This is a genomic window from Hymenobacter sp. ISL-91 (assembly GCF_018613725.1).
GTDB lineage: Bacteria > Bacteroidota > Bacteroidia > Cytophagales > Hymenobacteraceae > Hymenobacter.
In genome coordinates, this window is the sequence record NZ_JAGGPS010000021.1 from 1 (window position 1) to 22481 (window position 22481).

The following is a 22481-nucleotide window of genomic DNA, read 5'->3' on the forward strand; positions in this document are numbered from 1 at the left end:
ACACGGCGTCCTCTGCGGGAAATGCTGTTAGCCCGTATCTTTAACCAACCATGACCTACCTGTTCCGCCATCTGCTGCTGGGTTTGCTGTGGGTGTATCGCCACCTGATTTCGCCCCTGAAACCGCCCAGCTGCCGGTTCGTGCCCACCTGCTCGGCCTACGCCGTGCAGGCCATCGAAAAGCACGGCCCCTGGCGCGGTGGCCGGCTGGCGCTACGCCGCATCGGCCGCTGCCACCCCTGGGGCGGCTTCGGCCATGACCCGGTACCCTAGGGTGGAGCTGCAAGCGACAAGCCTCAAGCTAACGGGCGGTCAGCTTGTAGCTTGAGGCTTGTCGCTTGCAGCTCCGAATAAATAAATCGTGCTGGTGCGCAACGTGTGGCCGGGGCGCAGGATGGTACTGGGGAAGCTGGCGTGGTTGGGCGAGTCGGGGAAGTGCTGGGTTTCGAGGCAGAAACCGGCGTGTTTCCCATATATCCGGCCGTTTTTGCCCGTCAGGCTGCCGTCGAGGAAGTTGCCGGAGTAAAACTGCACGCCGGGCTGGTCGGTGTGCACATCCAGGGTGCGGCCCGAGGCGGGCTCGTACACGCGGGCTACTAGGCGCATGCCGTTGCCATTGAGCACCCAGTTGTGGTCGTAGCCACCGGGCGGCGGGCCGGGCACCTGGGCAATGCGGGCCCCTATGGCGTGGGGCTGCCGGAAATCCATGGCCGTGCCCGCCACCGGCCGCAGCTCCCCGGTCGGAATCAGCTGGTCGTCGACGGCCGTGAACCTATCGGCGTTCAGCAGCAGCTCGTGTGTTAGCACATTCGGGCTTTGGCCGGCACTCAGGTTGAAGTAGCTGTGGTTGGTGAGGTTAACCGGCGTGGCTTTATCGGTGGTGGCGGTGTAGTCGATGCACAGCGCATTGCTTTCGGTAAGGGTGTACACTACGGTTACAGCCAGGTTGCCGGGGTAGCCCTCCTCCCCGGCTGGGCTGGTGTAGTGCAGCGTGAGCGTTTGGCCGGCGGCTGAGGTGCCGGGCGTGGCCTGCCACACCACTTTATCGAAGCCGCGCCGGCCGCCGTGCAGGTGGTGCGGACCGTCGTTGGTAGCCAGCGTGTACTCTTTGCCATCGAGCGTGAAACGTCCCCGGGCAATGCGGTTGCCGTAGCGCCCAATAAGGGCCCCGAAGTAGGGCGACTCGTGGGGCGGGCGGCGCAGGTAGTCGCTCAACTTATCGAAGCCTAGCACCACGTCGCCGAGCCGGCCGGCGCGGTCGGGCACCAGCAGGCGCGTAACAATGCCGCCATAGTTGGTAATGGCCACTTGCATGCCGTGGGCGTTCTGCAGCGTGAAAAGCTGCACATCCGTCCCGTCGGCAGTTTCGCCGAACGGCATGGATATAGGAACGGCGGGCTGGTTGGCAGAAATCGGGGAAGAAGCCATGGACGAAAAATCAGCCGGCTCGGGCCGACGTGTACAAAACAAAAGCGGCCGCACCGGCCGGTAGCGCTACAACGCAGCGGGCCGGCCGGCGTTGCGCTTCCCAGCACCCATATTCCCAACAGGTACCCTTGTAGCGGCAGACTCGTATAGCGTGGTTCGATGTTGCCTGCGGGCACCTTACTACTCTTCATTCTCCCTTACTATGCAGTGTATGCGCGCATTCCTTCTTATCCCCGCTTTGGCCGCAACCCTGGTCAGCGGCTGCTCCGAAGCTCAAACCAAGCAATCCGAAGATGCTTCATTGGGTTCTGACACCACCGGCCAGCCGGACCAGGAAGGCAAAAAGGGAAAGAAGGGCAAAAAGAACAAGGACAAGGCCGCCCCTATTGCCAACCTAACGCAGGTAGGCAAAATAGCGGAAGTGCCCGAAAGCTCGGGCCTGGCCCTGACGGGCGATAATGGCACTTTTTACACCCACGGCGACGAGGGCAACCCGCCCGTGTTGTTTAAGATAGATGCCAAAGGCAACGTGCTGGCCCGCATTGAGGTGCCGGTAAAAAGCGGCGACTGGGAAAGCGTAACCCGCGACAACTCGGGCAATGTGTACATCGGCAACGTGGGCAACAACAACAACAACCGCCAGGATCTGGTCATTCTGCGCCTTAACCCGCTCAACCCCAAAATCGTCCAGGAAATCAAGCTCAAGTACCCCGATCAGACTGAATTCCCGCCCAAGAAAAAGGACCGCAATTTCGACTGCGAAGCCACGCTCTGGCACGACGGGCAGGTGTACCTGTTCACCAAAGACCGTGGCCTCGGCACGACCAGCAAGGTATACACCGTGCCCGACCAGCCCGGCAACTACACGGCCAAGCTGCTCACGAAGCTGGCCATTCCGGGAGAGGTAACCGATGCAGCCCTCAGCCCCAACGGCCGTCGGCTGGTGCTGCTGGCCCGCGAAGAAATGTTTGTGTTTGAAGGCGACAACCTAACGGCTATTCTGCAGGCCAAACCCACGCAGGTTTCGCTTAAGGGCGTTGGCCAGACCGAAGGGGCCGTTTTCAGTACCGACCAGACGCTTTATCTGAGCACCGAGCAGGGCCGCTTCTATACCTACCAGTTCGAGTAGCCCAACGGCCGCCGAAGCCAGCCTGGCAGCCGTTGGGCTGCTTTATTGGCCAGGGCGTATTCTTTTCAGTAAATTTGACCTAGATATCCCCCCATCCGACGCGGTGTTCCCGCCCGCGTCACTACCTTATTTTCCAGCAGATGGCTGACCACTCCACCCCTTCCGGCCTGCGGGCCGGCGTGCTGTACGGCGACGAAGTACAGCAGCTTTTCGAACACGCCAAGGCCAACGGCTACGCCCTGCCCGCCGTGAACGTAACCGGTACCGACACGGTAAATGCTGTGCTCGAAACCGCCCGCGACCTGAATTCGCCCGTTATCATCCAGTTCTCGAACGGCGGTGCGCAGTTTTACGCCGGCAAAGGCCTGCCCAACGACAAGCAGCAGGCCAGCATTGCCGGCGCTATTTCGGGTGCCCAGCACATCCATCTGCTGGCCGAAGCCTACGGCGTGCCCGTAGTGCTGCACACCGACCACGCCGCCAAAAAGCTGCTCCCCTGGATTGATGGACTGCTCGAAGCTGGCGAAAAGCACTTCGCCCAGCACGGCCAGCCGCTGTACTCCTCGCACATGCTCGACTTGTCGGAGGAGCCCATCGAGGAGAACGTGGAAATCTGCAAGCAGTACCTGGAGCGCATGGCCAAAATCGGGATGACGCTCGAAATTGAGTTGGGCGTAACCGGCGGCGAGGAAGACGGCGTCGACAACTCCGACGTTGACTCCAGCAAGCTCTACACCCAGCCATCGGAGGTAGCTTACGCCTACGAGGAGCTCAGCAAAATCAGCCCCCGCTTTACTATTGCGGCGGCTTTCGGCAACGTGCACGGCGTATACAAGCCCGGCAATGTAAAGCTGGAGCCGAAAATCCTGCACAACTCGCAGGAGTTCGTGCGCGAGAAGTTCAGCCTCGATGCCAAGTTGCCCATCAACTTCGTGTTCCACGGCGGCTCGGGCTCGTCGCAGGAGGAAATCCGCGAGGCTATCAGCTACGGGGCCATCAAAATGAACATCGACACCGATATGCAGTGGGCTTTCTGGGACGGCATCCGCCAGTACTACCAGAAAAACGAAGCCTTCCTGCAGGGCCAGATCGGCAACCCCAACGGCGAGGATTCGCCCAACAAGAAATACTACGACCCGCGCGTATGGCTGCGCAAAGGCGAGGAAAGCTTCGTTGCCCGCCTCAAGGCAGCCTTCGAAGACCTGAACGCCGCCAACCGCAACTAGTTAGCTGTTAGCTGAAAAACGAAAAGGGCGCCACACTCGGTTGAGTGCGGCGCCCTTTTCTATGCGGAATATTGATTTGCCAAAACGAAAGCTAATAGCTAGCAGCTCTCAGCTAACAGCTTATTTAGCGGCTTCTTCGGCTTCATACTGGGCCAGGTCGCGCGGGGCATAGCCGTGGGGGTTTTGAGGGTTCTTGCCGGCGCGCCAGAGTACGTACAGACCCATGAACACCAGCGGAATACTCAGCAGCTGACCCATGTTGAACTGCATGCCCTGCTCGAAGGCCACCTGGTCTTCCTTGAAAAACTCGATGAAGAAGCGGAACGAGAACAGTAGCACTACAAACAGCCCGAACAGCTGCCCCCGAGGCGTGCGCTCCTTGGTGCGGTTCCACATACCGTACAGCAGCACAAACAGGAACACGCAGAACAGCGACTCGTAAATCTGGGTGGGGTGGCGCGGCACGGCCACCAGCGAACCGGCCGCCACGGTGGGCCCGGCTAACCGGGCGGTTACCTTGATATCATCATTGGGCTGGCGGAAGCGCTCAACCACGTACGAATCGGCTGGAACTGGCTGGTCGGCGGTTGGCTTCTGCAGGTGCTCGTAGTCGCGCGGAAACACAAAGGCCCAGGGCGCAGTGGTGGGGTGGCCCACGATTTCGGAGTTCATCAGGTTGCCGATGCGGATGAGCGCTCCGCCCACGGCCACTACCAGCACAATCCGGTCGAGGGTCCAGAGCACATCGAACTTATTGTTGCGGCTGAACAGCCACACGGCGAAGATGATGCCGATAGTGGCCCCGTGCGAAGCCAGCCCGCCTTCCCAGATCTTGAAGATGCTCAGAATATTATCCTTGTACTGCGGCCAGTCGTAGAAGAAAACGTGGCCCAGCCGGGCACCCAGCACCGTGCCAATCAGCACGTAAATCGTAATCACGTCAACCCAGCGCGGCGACACCTTCTCGGAGCGGTAAATATGGCTCAGAATGAACGTACCCACCACGAAGCCCGACATAAACAGCAGTCCGTACCAACGCAGCGTCAGCGGCCCGATGTGGGCAATAATGGGGTTTTGATTCCAAAGGATGGCACTCAGCATATAGGGTACGGCTTCAAAAGATGACAAGAGTTCAAAGGTAGTCAGACAATGGGCTTACGATTCCGCCAAGCCCGGCCCGGCCCGAGCGCCAGGCAGCATCGGTGTCCGGGTGCCGGGCGCTACTCGCCGCCGAAGCTGGCTTCTGGGGAAGTGGGCGGCGAGTTGATGGCACTTACCGACTGCAAGGCCGCATCGTCGCCGCTTAGCAGCAGCAGGGCGCCCAGCAGCACGGCGTAGGCGGGCCAGTGCAGCCAGGTGCGCACCGGCAGCCGCTCGGCGGCAGCTTGCTGCTCGATTCGGGCGCGCACCCGGCTGTAAAAGTACGGGCGGGGGCTGGCGGCCGGCGAGGCCGGCAACTGGCGTAGCAGGTCTTCCCATTCTTCATCGGCATTAAAGCGGTCAGCGGAATCAGGCATGGCGCGGGGTGGCTTGAACGTGGGCGCGCAGCGTTTTGCGGGCGCGAAATAACAACGACTCGACGGCGGGCACCGTGGTCTGGAGTACGGCCGCTATTTCCTCGTAGCTCAACTCCTGCTCGTGGCGCAGCGTGAAGGCGACCTGTTGCTGGTCGGGCAGCCGGGCAATCCGGGCCCGCAGGATTTCCACCTGCTGCCGGCCTTCCAGCTGGGCCTGCGGGTGCTCGTGGTGCGCCGGCTCGTGGAGCACCTGGTTGTCCAGCCCGAACAGGCTGGTCAGGTAGGCGAAGCGCTTACGGGTGCGGGCCCGTCGCCGGTGCTTGAGGGCGTGCGAGGTGGCCAGCCGGTAAAGCCAGGTGGTCAGCGTGGCCTCGCCCCGGAACTGGCCAATCGTCTGGTACACCTCCACAAATACTTCCTGCGCCACATCCTCGGCCTCTTCGGGCGAGCCAAGCAGCGCCAGCACCGTGCGGTACACCCGGTTCTGGTAGCGTTCTACCAGCGTACGAAACGCTGCCTCACTGCCCACCTGCAACTGCGCCACCAGCTCGACATCGGCGCTGGCCGGCGCGGGCGGCGCATTGGGCAGTAACTGAGGCAGCGCAGGCAGCGGAAGAGCGTACATCCGGGAAGCAGATAAGGGAAGCGGGACCCGACCTGCTCCGGCAGTTGCCGCCCGCAGCAGGGTTTCACAAGCTTAGGACCGCTTGGAGCCCAGAGCTTGCGCCCGCGTCTTTATTTATTATTCAATTGCCTGCTGAACAAAACGTTAAATTACTGCAATGGTGTAGAGACGCGACCCATCGCGTCTCTACACCATTGCAGTAAGAAAGCCACCAACTCACAGCCTACAGCGCCGCCAGCTCCTGGGTATAGCCGCCGCTCAAAATGGGGAAGCGCAGCCAGGAGCGCGGGTCCACATTGTAGTCGTCGAGGTGGAAGCCGGGGGCGAACCGCTCGCGTTTCCACTGGTTACGGCTCCAGAGGCTGAAAAAGCGCTTGACGTAGGTTTTGAGCTGCTCGGGGTTGGCGGCGGGGTCTTCGTGCACGAGCGTGGCCAGCACCTGGGCGGGGGCCAGGCGGTTGTAGAAGGCCAGCCGCTCGATGCGGTTGAGCAGCGGGTAGGGCATCAGGTCGCGCTCATCGGTCTGGTTGTCGGCCAGCGGGCGCAGCTCGGCGGTGGGCTGCAGGCCGTTCACCCGGTGCAGGCCGGGGTAGTTCAGCTCCGTCTCGGCCCAGCGCAGCCACTGCTTCACAAAATACTTATCGACGCCGGCAATGGGCGAGATGGAGCCGGCCGTGTCGCCGTCCATGGTGCAGTAGCCCACGCTGGCCTCCGAGCGGTTGGAGGTCGTCATCAGCAGGCAGTTGCCGATGTTGGCCAGCATCCAGATGGCGGGGGCGCGCACCCGGGCCTGAATGTTCTGCAGGGCCAAATCGTCGGTTTGCCAGGTGAGGGGGCGGCCCAGGGCGTGCTCAATCTTGCCCACGTAGCCGCTTACTTCGTCGTCAATTTCCCAGTGATAAAACACGGCCCCAACGTCCTCGGCCAGCTCCTGCGCCGAATTGAATGTGTCGTTGGAGGAGTTGACAGTGCCCTGGTAGGCGCAGGTGAGCAGGCGGCCGGTGAGGCAGCGGTTCAGCTCGCGTTGATTTACGGTAACGGCCTCGGTGCTGGCGGCGGGCAGGTTACCGGCCGGCGCGGGGCTGGGCGAGCCGTCGGCGGCCACCAGTTCGGGGCGGGTGGGCTCGGCCTCTTTTTCGCCGGTGATGTCCGCTATGTCGGCGGCCGTGAAGCAGCCCGAGCGGCGCATGAATTCGGCGGTGCCCAACTCGGCGGTGCCCAGACGCACCATCTCGGCCACCGCCACGGCGCACATGCTGGAGTCGGCTCCGCCGCTCAGGCTGAGCACGAAGCCTTTACTGCGGGCCTTCCGCAGGTAATCAAACAGCGCCAGACTCAGCGCCTGGTTTAGCTCCAGGTACTCATCGGGCGTGGGCAGGGCCGGAATCTGTTCGGCCGGCGGCAGGTCGGTGGCAAAGTCCACGTCTACGCACTCCAAATCAACTTCCTTGAAGCTCAGCAGCTGGTTGCGCTGGAGCAGATGACCGTTGCGGGCCACCAGGATTTCGCCGTCGTAAATCATGCGGCCCGACTCGTTGCCCAGCAGGTTGGTGTAGAGGTAGGCACACTCGAACTTGCGCGAGGCCTTGAGCACCAGCTGGTAGCGCAAGTCAGTCTTGCTCATGGCGAAGTGCGAGGCCGAGGGGTTCACAATCAAATCCACCCGGCCCTTGAGGCGGCTGGCGGGCCGCACCTCGTCGGGCCGCCACGCATCCTCACAAATTTCAAACCCGAACCTCACGCCCTGGTGCTCAAACGTAAGGTCGCCCAGCGGCCACTCCTCCCCTTCCCACCGTACCGTGGTGGTTTCGCCGGCCGGCCACGGGTGGAAGAACCGGGGCTCGTAATGCACCCCATCGTTGGCCAGAAACTGCTTGGCCGCGAAGCCCAGAATCTGCCCGTCGCGCAGTACGGCGGCGGTGTTGTAGGTCCGGCCATTCAGGCGCACTGGCAGGCCCACCACCACGCAGATACCCTGGGTCCAAGGCCGGATGGCTTGCAGGCGTTGCAGGGCCGCTTCGGGCAGCCAGTCGCTCAGAAACAAATCCTCGCAGCCGTAGCCTGTTAGGCACAGTTCGGGCAGGCACAGCAGCTCCACCCCGGCTTCTTGGGCCTGGGCTATGGCCGTCTGAATCGTGCGCAGGTTGTGGGTCCAGTCGAAGGGAATCTGGTTGAGGGCAGCGCCGGCTATTCGCATGGTTTCGGGTCGGGATGTTGGTTCTGCAAATCAACTCCTTTTTCCCGGCTTGGGTTGCTTTTGAACGACTCTGCGCCCTCTGCGAAACCACTGCGCCCTCTGCGGGCTTAGTCGTTGTTACGATTTTAGCCCGCAGAGGACGCAGTGGTTTCGCAGAGGGCGCAGAGCCGTTCTTATACTCCCAGCGCCGCCAATGCCCGCTCGGCGGCCAACTGCTCGGCCTGCTTTTTCGAGAGGCCCATGCCGGTGGCCACGGGCTCGTCATCTACCACTACCACGGCCGAGAACTCCATTACTCCCCCCGGGCGGGCTTCGCCGGTGAGCTCGTAGCGCATATTTTTGCCGCTGCGCTGGGCCCACTCAATCAGCTTGCTCTTGAAGTTGGTGGTCGTTTCGGTCATGGCCTTCACATCCACAAACGGCTTGAGCAAACGGGCCAGCACGAATTTGCGGGCTGTTTTGTAGCCGTGATCGAGGTACACGGCGCCCACCAGGGCCTCCAGGGCGTTGCCGTTTACGGAGCGCGAGCGGGCCGCCCGGCCCTGGGCCACGTCGAGCTGCACGAGCTTGTCGAGGCCGATTTTGAGGGCGATGCTGTTGAGGCTTTCGCGGTTGACGATGCGGCTGCGCATCTCCGTCAGGAAGCCCTCCTGCTCGTACGGGAACTTGCGGAACAGGAACTCGGCCACGGCAGTGCCCAGCACCGCGTCGCCCAGAAATTCCAGCCGCTCGTTGCTTTGGTGGCGGGCCTGCTCGCCCTGCTGGCGCACCACCGACGAGTGCGTGAAGGCCAGCCGGTACAGCTGCACGTTGCCCGGCGCCCGGCCCGTAATCGTGGTAATGGCCTGCCGAAAGGCCCGGTCGCGACCAATCAGCCGGCGAAAAAAGCCGAATATCGGCAGAGGCTGACCTGGCTTGGGCATTTTTTTCAAATGTGATAAATGTGGTTAAATGTGAATGAATGTGCGGAATCTATCTGCCGAACTGCCAACGTTAGTAAAACAGACTTCTTTTTCACATTCCGCACATTTAGCCCACATTCTGCACATTACGAATTGACCTTCCGGAAGATAACCGACGTGTTGTGGCCGCCGAAACCGAAGGTGTTGCTCATGGCGATGTTCACTTCGCGCTTCTGGGCCTCGTTGAAGGTGAAATTCAGCTTGGGGTCCAGCTCGGGGTCGTCGGTGAAGTGGTTGATGGTGGGCGGCACCATGTCGTGCTGCATGGCCATGATGCAGGCCACGGCCTCAATGGCCCCGGCGGCTCCCAGCAGGTGGCCGGTCATGCTTTTGGTCGAGCTGATGTTCAGGTCGTAGGCGTGCTCACCAAACACTTTCTGGATGGCTTTCACCTCGGCACCGTCGCCCAGGGGCGTGCTCGTGCCGTGGGTGTTGATGTAGTCCACCTCCTCGGGTTTGATGCCGGCGTCGCGCAAGGCGTTCTGCATTACCAGCACCACGCCGTTGCCCTCGGGGTCGGGGGCCGTGATGTGGTAGGCATCGGCCGACATACCGCCGCCAATGAGCTCGGCGTAGATTTTGGCGCCGCGGGCCTTGGCGTGCTCGTACTCTTCGAGCACCAGCGCGGCCGCGCCCTCGCCCAGCACAAAGCCGTCGCGCTCCTTGTCGTAGGGGCGCGAGGCCTGCTCGGGCGCGTCGTTGCGCTCACTCATGGCCTTGAGGGCGTTGAAGCCGCCCACGCCCGATTCGGTGATGGCTGCCTCCGAGCCGCCCGTCACGATGACGTCGGCCATGTTGAGGCGGATGTAGTTGAAGGCCGAAATAATCGAGTCCGACGACGACGCGCAGGCCGAGGTGGTCACGAAATTGGGGCCCCGGAATTTGTGGCGGATGGAAATGTTGCCCGACGAGCTGTCGGCAATCATTTTCGGAATGAAGAAGGGGTTGAAACGGGGCGTGCCGTCGCCGTTGGCAAAAGCAATGCACTCGGCCTGCAACGACGTAAGGCCGCCGATGCCCGAACCCCAGATAACGCCCACGCGGTCCTTGTCGATGCCTTCCTCGTTGAGCCGGGCGTCTTCGATGGCCTCGTTGGCCGCAACCAGGCCGAACTGGGTGAAGATGTCCATTTTGCGGCCTTCTTTGCGGTCGAAGTAATCGTCGGGATTGTAGTCCTTTACTTCGCAGGCAAAGCGGGTTTTAAACTTGCCGGCATCAAAGCGCGTGATGGGCGCGGCGCCGCTGCGGCCGGCCACCAGGCCTTCCCAGTAGGCGGGGGCAGTTTTGCCGACGGGGGTAAGGGCACCCAGGCCGGTCACGACAACTCTCCGAAGAGACATAGGCTAGTTTGAGTAGCGGGAAAATGGAAAGGGTACAAAAGCAAACCGGCCGGCGGCAGGCCGACCGGGAAGCAGTATCTAGTAGCTGGTATTGAGTAGTGAGATAATGTGCTGACGGTCCATAAAAACCCCGTTGCACGTCATCTCACTACTCAATACCAGCTACTCAATACTTAAAAGTCTACTTAGCGTGCTCTTCGAGGTAGCTGATAGCCTGACCCACGGTGCCGATGTTTTCAGCCTGGTCGTCGGGGATGGACACGTTGAATTCTTTTTCGAATTCCATGATCAGCTCAACCGTGTCAAGCGAATCGGCGCCCAAATCGTTGGTGAACGAAGCCTCGGGGGTTACTTCCGACGCCTCAACACCCAATTTATCGATGATGATGGCCTTTACTTTCTCTGCAATTTCAGACATTTCCGTGGGGGTTTAAAAGAAAACTCGGCACAAATAACACCATCTTCGCTAACATTGTCAAACTTCCGACCCCTTATCTTGCGGGTGTAAGATTATGGCCCTGCCAGTTTTGTGGGCCCGGCAGGCCGCGTACTTTTGCCTTTTCGCCCCCGCCCCGCCGCTTATGAAAACCTTCACCCTCGACGTGGATTACGCCTGCGACTTCGACCTGTTCGGGCTCGTTTCGTCGTCGCGCGAGCACACGCTGGCCTGGGTGCTCAACCGTACCTTGCACCTGCGCCTCATCAAGCAGCCCGACCTGATTTTCGACCTGCTGCAGAAGGGCCGCCTCGTCATCAGCAACTACCTGCACGCCACCGAACACCACACGCTGCGCCTGTTCCGCAACCGTAGCGCCGACGCCTCCGCCCTGAAAAAACCCTACCTCGCCCCCGACATCCGCCAGTACGACTACCTGCTGCAGATTAATGCCGGCGGCGCGGGCCTGCCCCCCACCCCCCAACTTATTGCCCAGCTCACGGCCCTGCCCGAAGTGCAGCTCGTCAGCCAGTTCGACCCCAACGACCTGAAGTTTAAAGAGAACTTTCTTTTCTGAGACGCCGGCCAATCGGCCACCGCCTCTTTCTTTTCGCTTTTTAGTTTCTCCGCTACCTCATGGAAGTCACGCCGCATTTCAATAAAACCAAGATAATTGCCACCGTTGGGCCGGCCTCCAACACCTACGACAAGCTGGCCACGCTCATGCGCGAAGGCGTCGATGTGTTCCGGCTCAACTTCTCGCACGGCACCCACGAAGACCATCAGGCTGTTATCCACACCGTGCGCCGCCTCAACAAGGATTTGCGCATGAACGTGGGCCTGCTCCAGGACTTGCAGGGCCCCAAAATCCGCCTCGGCGAAGTGGAGGGTGGCCAGGTCGAAATCAAGGCCGGCGACAAAATAAAGCTGGTGTGCGGCGAGAAGGAAATCAGCACGGCCACCCGCCTGAGCACGATTTACATGGGCCTGGCCCGCGACGTGAAGCCGGGCGACATGATTCTCATCGACGATGGCAAGCTAGAGCTGCGCGTGCTGGCTACCGACCGCGACCAGGAAGTGGATGTGGAGGTCGTGTACGGCGGCCTCGTGAAGCCCCGCAAAGGCATCAACCTACCCAATTCCGACGTGTCGGCCCCCTCGATGACGGAGAAGGACATCGAGGACCTGCGCTTCGGCCTCGAAAACGACGTCGACTGGATTGCCCTCTCGTTTGCCCGCCGCGCCGAGGATATTCGCTTCATCAAAAACCTGATTGCCGAGAGCGGCAAAGCCATCCGGGTAATAGCCAAAATCGAAACCCCCGAGGGCCTGCGCAACCTCGACGAAATCATTGCCCTCACCGATGCCGTAATGGTGGCCCGCGGTGATTTGGGCGTGGAAGTGTCGATGGAGGAAGTGCCGATGGCCCAGAAGAGCATCGTGGCCAAGTGCAATAAGCTGGGCGTGCCCGTGATTGTGGCCACCCAGATGATGGAGAGCATGATTACGGCCCCGCGCCCCACCCGCGCCGAAACCAGCGACGTGGCCAACGCCGTCATCGACGGCGCCGATGCCGTGATGCTGTCGGCCGAAACCGCTGTGGGCCAGTACCCGGCTGAGGTAATTCGGTCGATGGTGGGCACTATCCGAAGCGTAGAAACTCAGGTGCCGGCCCTTTACAACCACTGGTTTCCCATCGACCCTACCGCGCCCTCGTTCATGGTCGACAGCGTGCTGTCGGCGGCTTGCCATTTGGCCAAAAACACCAAGGCCAAGGCCATTACCGGCATGACGCACCGCGGCTACACGGCCTTCCAGATTGCCAAGTACCGCCCCCAGGCCAACATTTTCATCTTCACCGACAACCGCCCGCTGCTCACGGCCCTGAGCCTCATCTGGGGCGTGCGCGGCTTCTACTACGACCGCCTCGTCAGCACCGACAGCACCATTTCCGACATCAAGTTCGCCCTCACCGCCTCGGGCCACCTGCAAAAGGGCGACGTGTTCATCAACACCGCCTCCATGCCCATCAACAAGAAGGGCAAAACCAACATGGTGAAAGTGAGCGTGGCTTAATTCTGTAGCTATTAGCTTATAGCTGCTGGCTGTTAGCTGCCCGCCTGTCATCCTGAGCAAAGCGAAGGACCTTGTGAAACCTGAACAGCCGCTCCAACGGTTCGTTTAGGCCTCACAAGGTCCTTCGCTTTGCTCAGGATGACAGGCGGGCGGCCCGCGTATTGTGGCTTTTGGCAGTTCAATTATGTTGCAGCCGTAGCACCAGCGGCGGGCTGCCCGGCTGCTCCAAGCGCACCAGATACAACCCGGCAGGTAATCCAGCCAGGGCCAGTTTGGCTCGGGTGGTACTAGCGGGCAGCAGTTGGGTCTGCACTGCCTGGCCGGTAATGTTGAGCAGCGTGAGACGCGCGGCGGCAGTTGTGGGGGCGGGTAGCTCCAGCGTAGCCGTAGCGGCGGCCGGGTTGGGATAGAGCCGCACACCGGCTACAGCCGCCTGGCCGGGAGCCGACAACAGCAGGTCGAAGGGCTCACGGGTGCCGCAGGTGGTGGTTACGCCGGTGCTGCTCGTGCGGCGGTAGTAAGTCAATTCCACTTCGCTCCCACTTTCTATCCGCACCACGCCCACGCCGTAGCCGAGCAATTCGCGTACTCCGGCGTTATCAAGGAAAGGGTAGCTCAGGTACGTTTCCGGGTCACCGTAGTAGGCCCGGTAGAGCCGTTGTGTCCCCAGTGGAGCGGCGACACTGCACGCGCTGGCCCCTTGCCGGCGGGCAACTACCGGCAAGCCCATTCGCATGGCCGCGTTTGGGTCCGGTTGCGCAGTCCATTCGTAGGCTAGCAACTGCGCATCCGGCGAGGGCCCCACGGCCCCAAACCTCAACTGCCACTGCCCGGTACGCAACGAAGCGGCCAGCCGGGCCGTGGAAGGCGGCTGGAACGTGGTACCCGCCGGCATACAACCCGGAGCCCCCGAGGTGCGCGTGCGGGACTGGTAGCGCACGACGTAAATCAGGCTGTCGGGGGTTTGTTGCCGGCTGATTACGCGCTGGAGCAGATTGGTAGCCTCACAAATCAAGCTACCCCCAAAACTGCGCTGCTCATCATAATAGCCTAACTCGTCGCCGGGCTGCAAGTCGAGTAACAACAGCGGGTTGTAGTAGCTGCGGCCGGCCACCGCGGGTGGCCGGGCCAGCGCCAGGCCAGCACCACCCGGCAGCGGGCCGGTTATCAGCCCGTAGCTTTTGCTTACCTCATACGTCTCTGTGCCCACCCGTAGCGTCACCACCGAATCGGGCTGGCCCGCCAGGGTGCGAAGTGTCCGGCTGACGGCAGTAACAGTGGGGCCGGTGCTACCGGTAAACGTGGCGCCTTCTTTCAGAAACACGGGCAAAGGCACATTCCGGGCAGCCTGGCCATCTTCGGCGGCCCATTCCAGCCAGTAGATTTTCGCCGCCACCTCGTAGCGGAGCCGCGCCCCAAACTGGTTGTTGCGTGACTTGCGCCACCGTGCGTCCGCATTACTGTTCTTCACCAACCGCACAATACGATTGAAGAAATACAGCGAATCAGTCCCGCGCACCCCGGCCGAATCGAGGCGGAGCGTAAGTATGGTATCCGTGGCGGCCCCATTGCGGCTAAGCGTGAAAGCGTGCACGTCGGTATTGGGCCGGAAGGGCCGCCAGTTCTGGGCGGCGGCCGTCAATGTGGCCATCAGCAGGAAAGCCGGTGGCAGCAGGTAGCGGAGTAGCATAAGGCGCAGTAGTAAATGGGTGGTAAATGGCTGTCTGATTTACGCTTAGAGCTGCCTAATGACCAACTACTCAAACTTAACCACCAATCAACGCAGTAAAGCCCGACACTTGCGCGTCGGGCTTTACCTTATAGAGAGCAGAAAGCCGGTTGGTGCTTAAGCAGCCAGCGACTTCACGAACTTAGCCAGCTTCGACTTGTTGTTGGCGGCTTTGTTCTTGTGGATGATGTTCTTCTTGGCCAGGCGGTCCAGCATCGACGAAACCTTCTGGAACTGCGTCTGAGCAGCCGAAGCTTCGGTGGTGGCGCGCAGCTTCTTGATGGCCGTGCGGGTAGATTTGGCCTGGTAACGGTTCAGAACGCGCTTAGCTTCGTTGGAACGGATGCGCTTAAGGGCGGATTTATGGTTTGCCATGAGGGTTGATTATGGTCTTCTGCTCGAATTCTGTTCAATTGCGGAGTGCAAAGGTAAACCTTTGCGTGGAATTAGCAAGAAAGAGGTGAGAGATTAGAAAGCAGAGATGGGAAATTGTAGCGGGTTAGCGCGTTGTAGGGGCGGGGGCAAGCGCCGCCCCTACAACGCGCTAACTCATTGCCAGCAATAAATACTCGGCATGCATACCTTTAGTTTACTTAACTTGCTTGCCTGAACTCTATTGCTCCTGCCCTGCTTACCACCCGCTGGCTCTTTTGACTATTTTTAAGCTGCCCTGCCTCCATGCCCCTCGTTGCCGAATCCAAGTACCAGCCACCGTTTTACCTGTTCAATGGCCACCTGCAAACCATTGTACCCAGCCTGTGGCGCACGGTGCCCGAGGTGCAGTACGAGCGTGAGCGGGTAGAGACCGAGGACGGCGACTTTCTGGACCTCGACTGGTCGCGGCAGACCAGCGGGAAACCGACCAACACACTGGCCATCGTCTCGCACGGGTTGGAGGGCGACGCGGGCCGGCCTTACGTGCGGGGCATGGTGCGGGCCCTCAACCAGGCTGGCCTCGATGCGCTGGCCTGGAACTACCGCAGCTGCGGCGGCGAAATGAACCGGCTGTTACGCTCCTACCACCTCGGCGACACCGACGACCTCGACTTTGTGGTGCGCTACGCCCTGGGCACGGCTCGCTACAAGCGCGTATTTCTAACGGGCTTCTCGGCCGGCGGCAACGTCACGCTTAAGTACTTGGGCGAAAACCCCGCCCGCATACCAGTTGAAGTGGAACGCGCGGCTGTATTCTCGGTGCCCACCGACCTGCGGGCCAGTTCCCACCACATTGGCCGCTTCGAAAACCGCATTTACCTGAAGCGCTTTATGAAGACGCTGCGCGAGAAAATGCGCCAGAAAGCCGCCCTACTCCCCGGCCAGGTCGACCTTACGGACCTGGAGCTGCTGCAGAATTTCCCGGAGTTCGACGATCGGTTTACGGCCCCCATGCATGGCTTTGCCTCGGCCGAGGAGTACTACGCCCACGCCAGCTCGGGCCGTTACCTCAGCGGCATCCAGGTGCCCACGCTGCTGGTCAACGCCCAGAACGACCCGTTCCTGCCCCCCTCCTGCTTCCCCCGCGACGTAGCCGCCGCCAGCCCCCACGTCTTCCTCGAAACGCCCACCGACGGCGGCCATGTCGGCTTCGGCGAAGGCGCGCCAGATGGCGCGTACTACTCAGAACGGCGGGCGGTGGAGTTCCTGACGCGCGAGGTGCCGGGGTAGCTGGGTGATTTTTTGGAATATTGTGGCTCGCGCCCTGCTTGGTTTTTATGAAACAGCGTTTCGAGTTCAGATGAGGTACGATAACGGGCCCTTATCGGAGCCTTTCATGCGTTTCGCGTTATGTCTACTATATATAATAGAGTGCTACCGTGAGCGGATACAATCAAACAATGCCATAAGAGCCTTTAATCATCAACTCCCTGGGCATGTACTAATCACTGCCACGTCTCCGCTCTCAAGTAGATATTAGTACTTGGCAGGTTGCGTTGCAGCCCCAGTCGCAGCAATGAGGAGGATGTTGGAGCAGGAGTTCGTCGGGGTCGCAGGCGGCAAACGCTATCATCATCCCCATCTGCCCGCTGCGATGACTGAAACCAGCCAAATCAGAGCCACATTACTTCTTACCGAACAGGAGGAAAGCGGACGTACAGGTGCAAGCCTAATTAGCCAGGCGCTGGTGGCATTCGCTTGGAAGATTTACTCGCCCCCAACCTAGGCCTGCTTAAAGCGCTTATTTTCTATTGATTATGGGCTTAGAAATTAAAAACCCACTTTTCGGCGCTTTCCTGCTATACCCATTAGCTGCTGTAGCCAGCGTTCGGTCTTACTCCTGCGTTAGTTACCCGATCGGCAAAAGGCTCCGGTTTATCCGGCTCACCAGCGCCGGCCCTTCGTAAATGAATCCGGTGTAAAGCTGAATAAGCGAAGCTCCCGCGTCCATCTTTTCCCGTGCATCAGCCGCCGAGTGAATGCCACCGGCCCCGATGATTGGCAGCCCGCCGCCTGATTTACGGTGCAGGTAGCGGATAACGTCGGTGGCCCGCGCCCGTAGCGGTTTGCCGCTCAGACCGCCCGCGCCCAGACTGGCCACGTAACCAGGCTCGGTGCTTAGGTTGTCGCGGCTGATGGTGGTATTGGTGGCGACGAGGCCACTCAGTTTGGTTTCGTGGGCTATTTCCAAGATGTCGTCGAGCTGCGAATCGGTGAGGTCGGGGGCAATTTTGAGCAGCAGCGGGCGCGGCGCAGTGCGGGCCAGGTTGCGGGCCTGCACCAGCTGCAACAGCTCAATGAGCGGCTTTTTCTCCTGCAACTGGCGCAGGTTGGGCGTGTTGGGCGAGCTCACGTTCACCACAAAGTAGTCGACCAACTCGGCCAGGGCCTCAAAGCCGGCCACGTAATCCTCGGCGGCTCGCTCGTTGGGCGTGTCCTTGTTCTTGCCGATGTTGCCGCCGATAATCAACTGGCGGTTGCGCCGCTGGGCCAACCGGGCGGCTACCACGGCCGCCCCTTCGTTGTTGAAGCCCATGCGGTTTACCAGCGCCTCGTCCTGCGGTAAGCGAAACAGGCGCGGCGTGGGGTTGCCGGACTGTGGCCGGGGCGTCACGGTTCCAATCTCCACGAAACCGAAACCCAGCGTGGCCAACTCATCGGTCAGGACCGCATTCTTATCAAACCCCGCCGCCAAGCCCACGGGATTGGGGAATTTCAGGCCGAAAACCTCCCGCTCCAGGCGGGAGTCTTCGAAATTATACAGCGTCCGCAGCAGGGCTTTGGAACCCGGCACCCGCGCGGCGCGGCGCAGATTGTCGAACACGAGGTGGTGGGCCCGCTCAGCGTCGAGGTTGAAAAGCAGGGGTTTAACGAGGGCTTTATACACGGGCATCAGGGCCGAACTATTGGTTGAGTTCAGCAAATAGGTTTACAGCGTAAGCAATAAGGCGGGGCAATGGTCGGAGTACTGTTGCGCGAGCTGGGTAATTCGCGTGGCCGCCCGGAATCGTGATACGGTACCGGGCAGTCACGTAAAATACCCAGCCCGCGCTACATCGCCTTGTACTCGTTCCAGCTCTTGATCTTCAGATCCTTCATTTCCAGCGTGCAGAAGGCCTTGATGAAGGCCTTAGCCAGCCGCGCATTCGTCAGCAGGCCCACGCCCGAATCCACCGCGGCGCGGCGGATGGTGTAGTCGTTGTCCAGCTCGCCCTTGCTCAGGTTCTTGGGGATGTTGATGACCAGGTCGATTTTCTTCTCCTTCAGATAGGTCAGCACGTTGGGCTCCTGCAGCTCGTCGGGCCAGTAGAGCAGGGAGCTGGGCACGTGGTTTTCGGTGAAGAAGCGGTGCGTGCCCAGCGTGGCGTAGATCTGGTAGCCGCGCCTGACCAGCAACTGGGTGACGGAGAGCAGCGCCACTTTCGACGTGATGGGGCCGCCGCTGATGAGCACCGACTTCTGCGGAATCTGGTAGCCCACGCTCAGCATAGCTTTCAGCAGGGCTTCCTCGGCCGTGTCGCCCAGGCAGCCCACTTCGCCCGTGCTGACCATATCCACGCGCAGCACCGGGTCGGCCCCGGGCAGGCGGGTGAAGGAGAACTGCGGGGCCTTCACGCCCACGAAGGGCAAATCGTACACCCGCTCGCTCTCGTCGCGGGCCACTTTCTTGCCCAGCAGCACCTGGGTGGCTTTTTGGATGAGGTTGTTGCCCGAGATTTTCGACACGAAGGGGTAGCTGCGGGCGGCGCGCAGGTTGCACTCGATTACGCTGATGGCCCCGTTTTTCTCCAGAAACTGGATGTTGAACGGGCCGCTGATGGCGTAGCGGCGGGCCACCTGCTCGGCAATGCGTTTGAGCTTGCGGATGGTGCCCACGTACACGCGCTGGGGCGGGTAGTACATGGTCGCGTCGCCCGAGTGCACGCCGGCAAACTCGACGTGCTCACTGATGGCGTAGCTCACAATCTCGCCCCGGTCGGCCACCGCGTCGAGCTCGATTTCCTTGGCTTCCTGCATGAATTCGGACACGACCACCGGGTACTCGGCGCTTACTTCCTTGGCCGCTTTCAGGAATTCTTCCAGCTCGAAGGCGTTGGACACCACGTTCATGGCCGCGCCCGACAGCACGTAGCTCGGGCGGATAAGCACGGGGTAGCCCACTTCGTGCACGAACTGCTCCATGGCCTCGAGCGACGTGAGCTCCTTCCAGCGCGGCTGGGCAATGCCCAGCTCGTCCATGATGCTAGAGAACTTGTGGCGGTTCTCGGCCTCATCAATGTGGGCGGCCGTGGTGCCCAGAATAGGCGCCTGGGCTTCTTCGAGGCGCATGGCCAGGTTGTTGGGAATCTGGCCGCCGGTGCTTAGGATAACGCCGCCGGGCTGCTCAAAGTCCAGCACGTCCATGACCCGCTCGAAGCTCAGCTCCTCGAAGTAGAGCCGGTCACTCACGTCGTAGTCGGTCGAGACGGTTTCGGGGTTGTAGTTGATGAGGATGGTTTTGTAGCCCTCCTCGGCCGCCGTCTGCACAGCCTGCACCCCGCACCAGTCGAACTCGACCGATGAGCCGATGCGGTACACGCCCGAGCCCAGCACCAGGATGGACTGCTCGGTTTCGCGCGCCAAATCGTGTTCGGTGCCGTGGTAGGTGAGGTAGAGGTAGTTGGTTTGGGCCGGAAACTCGGCCGCCAGCGTGTCAATCTGCTTGACGACGGGCAGCACGCCCAGGGCCTTGCGGCGGGCGCGCACCCGCAGCTCGTCCGCCTTCACATCGCCCTCGCCCAGCAGCAGCACGGCAATTTGCTGGTCCGAAAAGCCAGCTTTCTTCACCTCGCGCAGCAGCTTGGTTTCCAGCCCATCAAGCCCGCCGGTGGCGCGGCCGGCGGCCAGCTGCCGGCCCAGCTGGAAAATGGTGAGCAGGCGCTGCAAAAACCAGTGGTCAATGCGCGTGAGCTGGTGCACCTGCTCCAGCGAGTAGCCGGCCTCAAAGGCGCTGTTGATGGCAAAGATGCGCTCCTCGTTGGGCTCGCTCAGCAGCTGGTCCAGGGCGGCGTTATCCAGCCCTTCCTCGGGGCGGTTGGCCACGAAGCCGCGCTTGCCGGTGTCGAGCATGCGCAGGCCCTTCTGGATGGCTTCCTCGAACGTTTTGCCGATGGCCATCACCTCGCCCACGCTCTTCATGGCCGAGCCAATCTGCCGGTTGACGCCCGAAAACTTGCCCAAATCCCAGCGCGGCAGCTTTACCACCACGTAGTCCAGGGCCGGCTCAAAAAAGGCCGACGTCGTTTGCGTGACGCTGTTTTTGAGCTCTGAGAGCGAGTAGCCCAGACTCAGCTTGGCCGCCACAAACGCCAGCGGGTAGCCCGTGGCCTTCGAGGCCAGGGCCGAGGAGCGCGACAGGCGGGCGTTGACCTCAATCACGCGGTAGTCTTCCGAGGCGGGGTCCAGCGCGTACTGAATGTTGCACTCGCCCACGATGCCCAGGTGGCGGATGGTCTGGATGCCGATAGAGCGCAGCTTGTGGTACTCGCGGTTGCTCAGCGTCTGCGAGGGGGCCACCACGATGCTCTCGCCGGTGTGGATGCCGATGGGGTCGAAGTTTTCCATGTTGCAGACCGTGATGCAGTTGTCATACTGGTCGCGCACCACTTCGTACTCCACTTCCTTCCAGCCCTTGAGCGACTCCTCCACCAGCACCTGGTCGGACGTGGTGAAGGCCTGCTGCACCACGGCCCGCAGCTCGTCCAGGTTGTGGGCGAAGCCGCTGCCCAGCCCGCCCAGCGCAAAGGCGGCCCGCACGATGATGGGAAAGCCGATTTGCTCGCCCGCCGCCAGCGCCTCCTCCAGGCTGGTGCAGGCCACGCTGCGGGCCGAGAGCACGCCAATCTGGTCGAGCTTGACCTTGAAAATCTCCCGGTCCTCGGTGTCGATGATGGCCTGCACGGGCGTGCCCAGCACCTGCACGTTGTAGCGCTCGAACACGCCGGCGCGGTACAGGGCCACGGCGCAGTTCAGGGCCGTCTGGCCTCCAAAGGCCACCAGAATGCCATCGGGCCGCTCTTTCTGGATGACCTGCTCGACGAAGTAGGGCGTCACGGGCAGAAAGTACACGTCGTCGGCCATGCCCTCCGACGTCTGCACGGTGGCAATGTTGGGGTTGATGAGAACGGTGCGGATGCCTTCCTGCTTCAGCGCCTTGAGCGCCTGCGAGCCGGAGTAGTCGAACTCGCCGGCCTCGCCAATTTTGAGCGCGCCGGAACCAAGGAGGAGGACTTTGTTGGGTTTGTTCATTCGTGTGAAAATGGTGGCAGACTGCGAAGAGAAGTAAGCCAATGCAGATTGAAAACCGATGAGTATATTGCCAGCCGGCGGAACAGATGTCAGTCGTTTTTTTAATGCTTAAACCTAGCCTACAATGTTTGAAGAAGACCAGAAAGAACTTACACCTTCACAGAAATTTATTATGTGGGGAATGGATTTAATAGATTCTAACCCGACTGTTGAAACATTTAATAAAGAACCATTTTACGATTATGAACAGGAAACTTATTATAAAATAGGCTTCATTCAGCAACAACCGGAATATGGAAATCAAATCCGTGTAATCGTAAAGGACAACCTCATTGATGGATTTGCAACATTCAATGCATTGAATGGGCGTTTCGTAGAGATGCAAGTCAAGGTTTCGAAATACACTTTTGAAGAATGTTCAAAAGTTATGGAATTCATGATTTCTTCGGTGAAGGAGGAAATTGTGCCTGGAACGGATACAGGTTTCGATTTTCCTAAAGCAGGATTTTTTGATTCAGAAAGGAAACTTACTCTTAAAAGAACAGGAGCGCATATAATATTTGTGCATCCAATCCTAGGTGGACATGCTTTGGTATTCCGTCCAGGTCGCCACTCACCAATGTTTTAACTTCAAATTACTTGACTTTCATGACCAGCAATAATACCTACCAATCAGTTTTCGAATACTTGTTCGACTCAGTAACACTTAAGCAAGAGAGCGAAAGTATCTTCTTTAAAACATTCCTGGGTCATTTTCCTCAACTATCAAAGGAGCAGCAGGAACTGAAAAAATCTTCTCGTGGCGAGAGCAACGGAAAGGTGTTTACTATCATGCGTTTCAAGGACTTTTCAATTCGCTTTGATTTTAATTCACACAGCTTGATTGAAGCACAAATGAAAATGCCTAAAGAAAATTTCTTCGCTCTTAAGGAATATGCGAAAAACAAGTATTACGGTCAGCCGCAATTGAGGTGGGAGAATGAAATGTTTGGCATGATGGAAACGTTAAAAGCATTACATCTTGGCTTTGAGGCGAGTTTTACCAAAGTATTTGGCTTTGGCTGCGAAGTGACGATAAAGCGAAGCGAATAGTT

General features: G+C 60.1%; 20 protein-coding genes. 8 read left to right on the forward strand and 12 right to left on the reverse strand.

Features of this window, described 5'->3' with window-relative positions; all coding sequences use genetic code 11:
• Window positions 1–50 precede the first annotated feature (50 nt).
• Entirely contained in the window at window positions 51–272 is a 222-nt protein-coding gene (yidD, locus tag J7E24_RS09440; RefSeq protein ID WP_215137465.1) for a membrane protein insertion efficiency factor YidD, read from the forward strand.
• A 39-nt stretch (window positions 273–311) separates the two neighbouring features.
• Here the strand turns inward: yidD and J7E24_RS09445 are convergent, their stop codons facing one another.
• Window positions 312–1427 (reverse strand): aldose epimerase family protein, encoded by a 1116-nt coding sequence (locus J7E24_RS09445; RefSeq protein ID WP_251047127.1) that lies wholly within the window; start codon window positions 1425–1427, stop codon window positions 312–314.
• Between the two features lie 211 nt (window positions 1428–1638).
• Between J7E24_RS09445 and J7E24_RS09450 the strand changes: the two genes are divergently transcribed.
• Window positions 1639–2556, forward strand: a complete 918-nt coding sequence (locus tag J7E24_RS09450; RefSeq protein WP_215137467.1) for an SdiA-regulated domain-containing protein — start codon at window positions 1639–1641, stop codon at window positions 2554–2556.
• Between the two features lie 140 nt (window positions 2557–2696).
• Complete coding sequence (gene fbaA / locus J7E24_RS09455) at window positions 2697–3782, forward strand: class II fructose-bisphosphate aldolase (protein WP_215137469.1); 1086 nt, start codon at window positions 2697–2699, stop codon at window positions 3780–3782.
• 120 nt (window positions 3783–3902) lie between these two features.
• On the opposite strand, the gene lgt is transcribed toward fbaA, so the two are convergent.
• The 7 genes from lgt to J7E24_RS09490 form a co-directional block, all read right to left on the reverse strand.
• Window positions 3903–4910 (reverse strand): prolipoprotein diacylglyceryl transferase, encoded by a 1008-nt coding sequence (gene lgt, locus J7E24_RS09460; RefSeq protein WP_251047128.1) that lies wholly within the window; start codon window positions 4908–4910, stop codon window positions 3903–3905.
• 92 nt (window positions 4911–5002) lie between these two features.
• The gene (locus tag J7E24_RS09465; RefSeq protein WP_215137471.1) at window positions 5003–5299 is read right to left on the reverse strand and encodes a hypothetical protein; all 297 of its coding nucleotides are present in this window, start codon (window positions 5297–5299) and stop codon (window positions 5003–5005) included.
• Complete coding sequence (locus J7E24_RS09470) at window positions 5292–5924, reverse strand: RNA polymerase sigma factor (RefSeq protein WP_215137473.1); 633 nt, start codon at window positions 5922–5924, stop codon at window positions 5292–5294. Before J7E24_RS09470 ends, J7E24_RS09465 begins: the two co-directional genes overlap by 8 nt.
• 223 nt (window positions 5925–6147) lie before the next feature.
• Entirely contained in the window at window positions 6148–8121 is a 1974-nt protein-coding gene (gene nadE, locus J7E24_RS09475; RefSeq protein ID WP_215137475.1) for an NAD(+) synthase, read from the reverse strand.
• Between the two features lie 173 nt (window positions 8122–8294).
• Entirely contained in the window at window positions 8295–9044 is a 750-nt protein-coding gene (gene rnc, locus J7E24_RS09480) for a ribonuclease III (protein WP_215137477.1), read from the reverse strand.
• Window positions 9045–9169: 125 nt separating this feature from the next.
• On the reverse strand, window positions 9170–10423 hold the full coding sequence (fabF, locus tag J7E24_RS09485) for a beta-ketoacyl-ACP synthase II (RefSeq protein ID WP_215137479.1): 1254 nt from the start codon (window positions 10421–10423) through the stop codon (window positions 9170–9172).
• A 181-nt stretch (window positions 10424–10604) separates the two neighbouring features.
• Window positions 10605–10841 (reverse strand): acyl carrier protein, encoded by a 237-nt coding sequence (locus J7E24_RS09490; protein ID WP_019948606.1) that lies wholly within the window; start codon window positions 10839–10841, stop codon window positions 10605–10607.
• A gap of 163 nt (window positions 10842–11004) precedes the next feature.
• Between J7E24_RS09490 and J7E24_RS09495 the strand changes: the two genes are divergently transcribed.
• On the forward strand, window positions 11005–11436 hold the full coding sequence (locus J7E24_RS09495; protein WP_026351496.1) for an IPExxxVDY family protein: 432 nt from the start codon (window positions 11005–11007) through the stop codon (window positions 11434–11436).
• A gap of 59 nt (window positions 11437–11495) precedes the next feature.
• On the forward strand, window positions 11496–12935 hold the full coding sequence (gene pyk / locus J7E24_RS09500) for a pyruvate kinase (RefSeq protein ID WP_215137481.1): 1440 nt from the start codon (window positions 11496–11498) through the stop codon (window positions 12933–12935).
• 178 nt (window positions 12936–13113) lie between these two features.
• Here the strand turns inward: pyk and J7E24_RS09505 are convergent, their stop codons facing one another.
• Together J7E24_RS09505 and rpsT are read right to left on the reverse strand one after the other, a co-directional pair.
• Window positions 13114–14625 (reverse strand): T9SS type A sorting domain-containing protein, encoded by a 1512-nt coding sequence (locus tag J7E24_RS09505; protein ID WP_215137483.1) that lies wholly within the window; start codon window positions 14623–14625, stop codon window positions 13114–13116.
• A gap of 156 nt (window positions 14626–14781) precedes the next feature.
• The gene (rpsT, locus tag J7E24_RS09510) at window positions 14782–15039 is read right to left on the reverse strand and encodes a 30S ribosomal protein S20 (protein WP_215137485.1); all 258 of its coding nucleotides are present in this window, start codon (window positions 15037–15039) and stop codon (window positions 14782–14784) included.
• 303 nt (window positions 15040–15342) lie between these two features.
• Between rpsT and J7E24_RS09515 the strand changes: the two genes are divergently transcribed.
• Complete coding sequence (locus J7E24_RS09515) at window positions 15343–16329, forward strand: YheT family hydrolase (protein WP_215137486.1); 987 nt, start codon at window positions 15343–15345, stop codon at window positions 16327–16329.
• 619 nt (window positions 16330–16948) lie between these two features.
• On the opposite strand, the gene J7E24_RS09520 is transcribed toward J7E24_RS09515, so the two are convergent.
• A complete protein-coding gene (locus J7E24_RS09520; RefSeq protein WP_215137508.1) occupies window positions 16949–17986 on the reverse strand; it encodes a quinone-dependent dihydroorotate dehydrogenase in 1038 nt (345 codons plus the stop codon).
• Between the two features lie 164 nt (window positions 17987–18150).
• Entirely contained in the window at window positions 18151–21387 is a 3237-nt protein-coding gene (gene carB, locus J7E24_RS09525; RefSeq protein ID WP_215137488.1) for a carbamoyl-phosphate synthase (glutamine-hydrolyzing) large subunit, read from the reverse strand.
• A gap of 124 nt (window positions 21388–21511) precedes the next feature.
• Here carB and J7E24_RS09530 point away from each other — a divergent pair, with 124 nt between their 5' ends.
• Window positions 21512–22015, forward strand: a complete 504-nt coding sequence (locus tag J7E24_RS09530; protein ID WP_215137490.1) for a hypothetical protein — start codon at window positions 21512–21514, stop codon at window positions 22013–22015.
• 20 nt (window positions 22016–22035) lie between these two features.
• Entirely contained in the window at window positions 22036–22479 is a 444-nt protein-coding gene (locus J7E24_RS09535) for a hypothetical protein (protein WP_215137492.1), read from the forward strand.
• Window positions 22480–22481 lie beyond the last annotated feature (2 nt).

What these genes read in the sequence shown, in the direction of transcription:
- yidD (WP_215137465.1), top strand. Translation starts at nt 51, where the DNA reads ATGACCTACCTGTTCCGCCATCTGCTGCTGGGTTTGCTGTGGGTGTAT.
- J7E24_RS09445 (WP_251047127.1), bottom strand. Translation starts at nt 1,427, where the DNA reads ATGGCTTCTTCCCCGATTTCTGCCAACCAGCCCGCCGTTCCTATATCC.
- J7E24_RS09450 (WP_215137467.1), top strand. Translation starts at nt 1,639, where the DNA reads ATGCGCGCATTCCTTCTTATCCCCGCTTTGGCCGCAACCCTGGTCAGC.
- fbaA (WP_215137469.1), top strand. Translation starts at nt 2,697, where the DNA reads ATGGCTGACCACTCCACCCCTTCCGGCCTGCGGGCCGGCGTGCTGTAC.
- J7E24_RS09465 (WP_215137471.1), bottom strand. Translation starts at nt 5,299, where the DNA reads ATGCCTGATTCCGCTGACCGCTTTAATGCCGATGAAGAATGGGAAGAC.
- J7E24_RS09470 (WP_215137473.1), bottom strand. Translation starts at nt 5,924, where the DNA reads ATGTACGCTCTTCCGCTGCCTGCGCTGCCTCAGTTACTGCCCAATGCG.
- nadE (WP_215137475.1), bottom strand. Translation starts at nt 8,121, where the DNA reads ATGCGAATAGCCGGCGCTGCCCTCAACCAGATTCCCTTCGACTGGACC.
- rnc (WP_215137477.1), bottom strand. Translation starts at nt 9,044, where the DNA reads ATGCCCAAGCCAGGTCAGCCTCTGCCGATATTCGGCTTTTTTCGCCGG.
- fabF (WP_215137479.1), bottom strand. Translation starts at nt 10,423, where the DNA reads ATGTCTCTTCGGAGAGTTGTCGTGACCGGCCTGGGTGCCCTTACCCCC.
- J7E24_RS09490 (WP_019948606.1), bottom strand. Translation starts at nt 10,841, where the DNA reads ATGTCTGAAATTGCAGAGAAAGTAAAGGCCATCATCATCGATAAATTG.
- J7E24_RS09495 (WP_026351496.1), top strand. Translation starts at nt 11,005, where the DNA reads ATGAAAACCTTCACCCTCGACGTGGATTACGCCTGCGACTTCGACCTG.
- pyk (WP_215137481.1), top strand. Translation starts at nt 11,496, where the DNA reads ATGGAAGTCACGCCGCATTTCAATAAAACCAAGATAATTGCCACCGTT.
- J7E24_RS09505 (WP_215137483.1), bottom strand. Translation starts at nt 14,625, where the DNA reads ATGCTACTCCGCTACCTGCTGCCACCGGCTTTCCTGCTGATGGCCACA.
- rpsT (WP_215137485.1), bottom strand. Translation starts at nt 15,039, where the DNA reads ATGGCAAACCATAAATCCGCCCTTAAGCGCATCCGTTCCAACGAAGCT.
- J7E24_RS09515 (WP_215137486.1), top strand. Translation starts at nt 15,343, where the DNA reads ATGCCCCTCGTTGCCGAATCCAAGTACCAGCCACCGTTTTACCTGTTC.
- carB (WP_215137488.1), bottom strand. Translation starts at nt 21,387, where the DNA reads ATGAACAAACCCAACAAAGTCCTCCTCCTTGGTTCCGGCGCGCTCAAA.
- J7E24_RS09530 (WP_215137490.1), top strand. Translation starts at nt 21,512, where the DNA reads ATGTTTGAAGAAGACCAGAAAGAACTTACACCTTCACAGAAATTTATT.
- J7E24_RS09535 (WP_215137492.1), top strand. Translation starts at nt 22,036, where the DNA reads ATGACCAGCAATAATACCTACCAATCAGTTTTCGAATACTTGTTCGAC.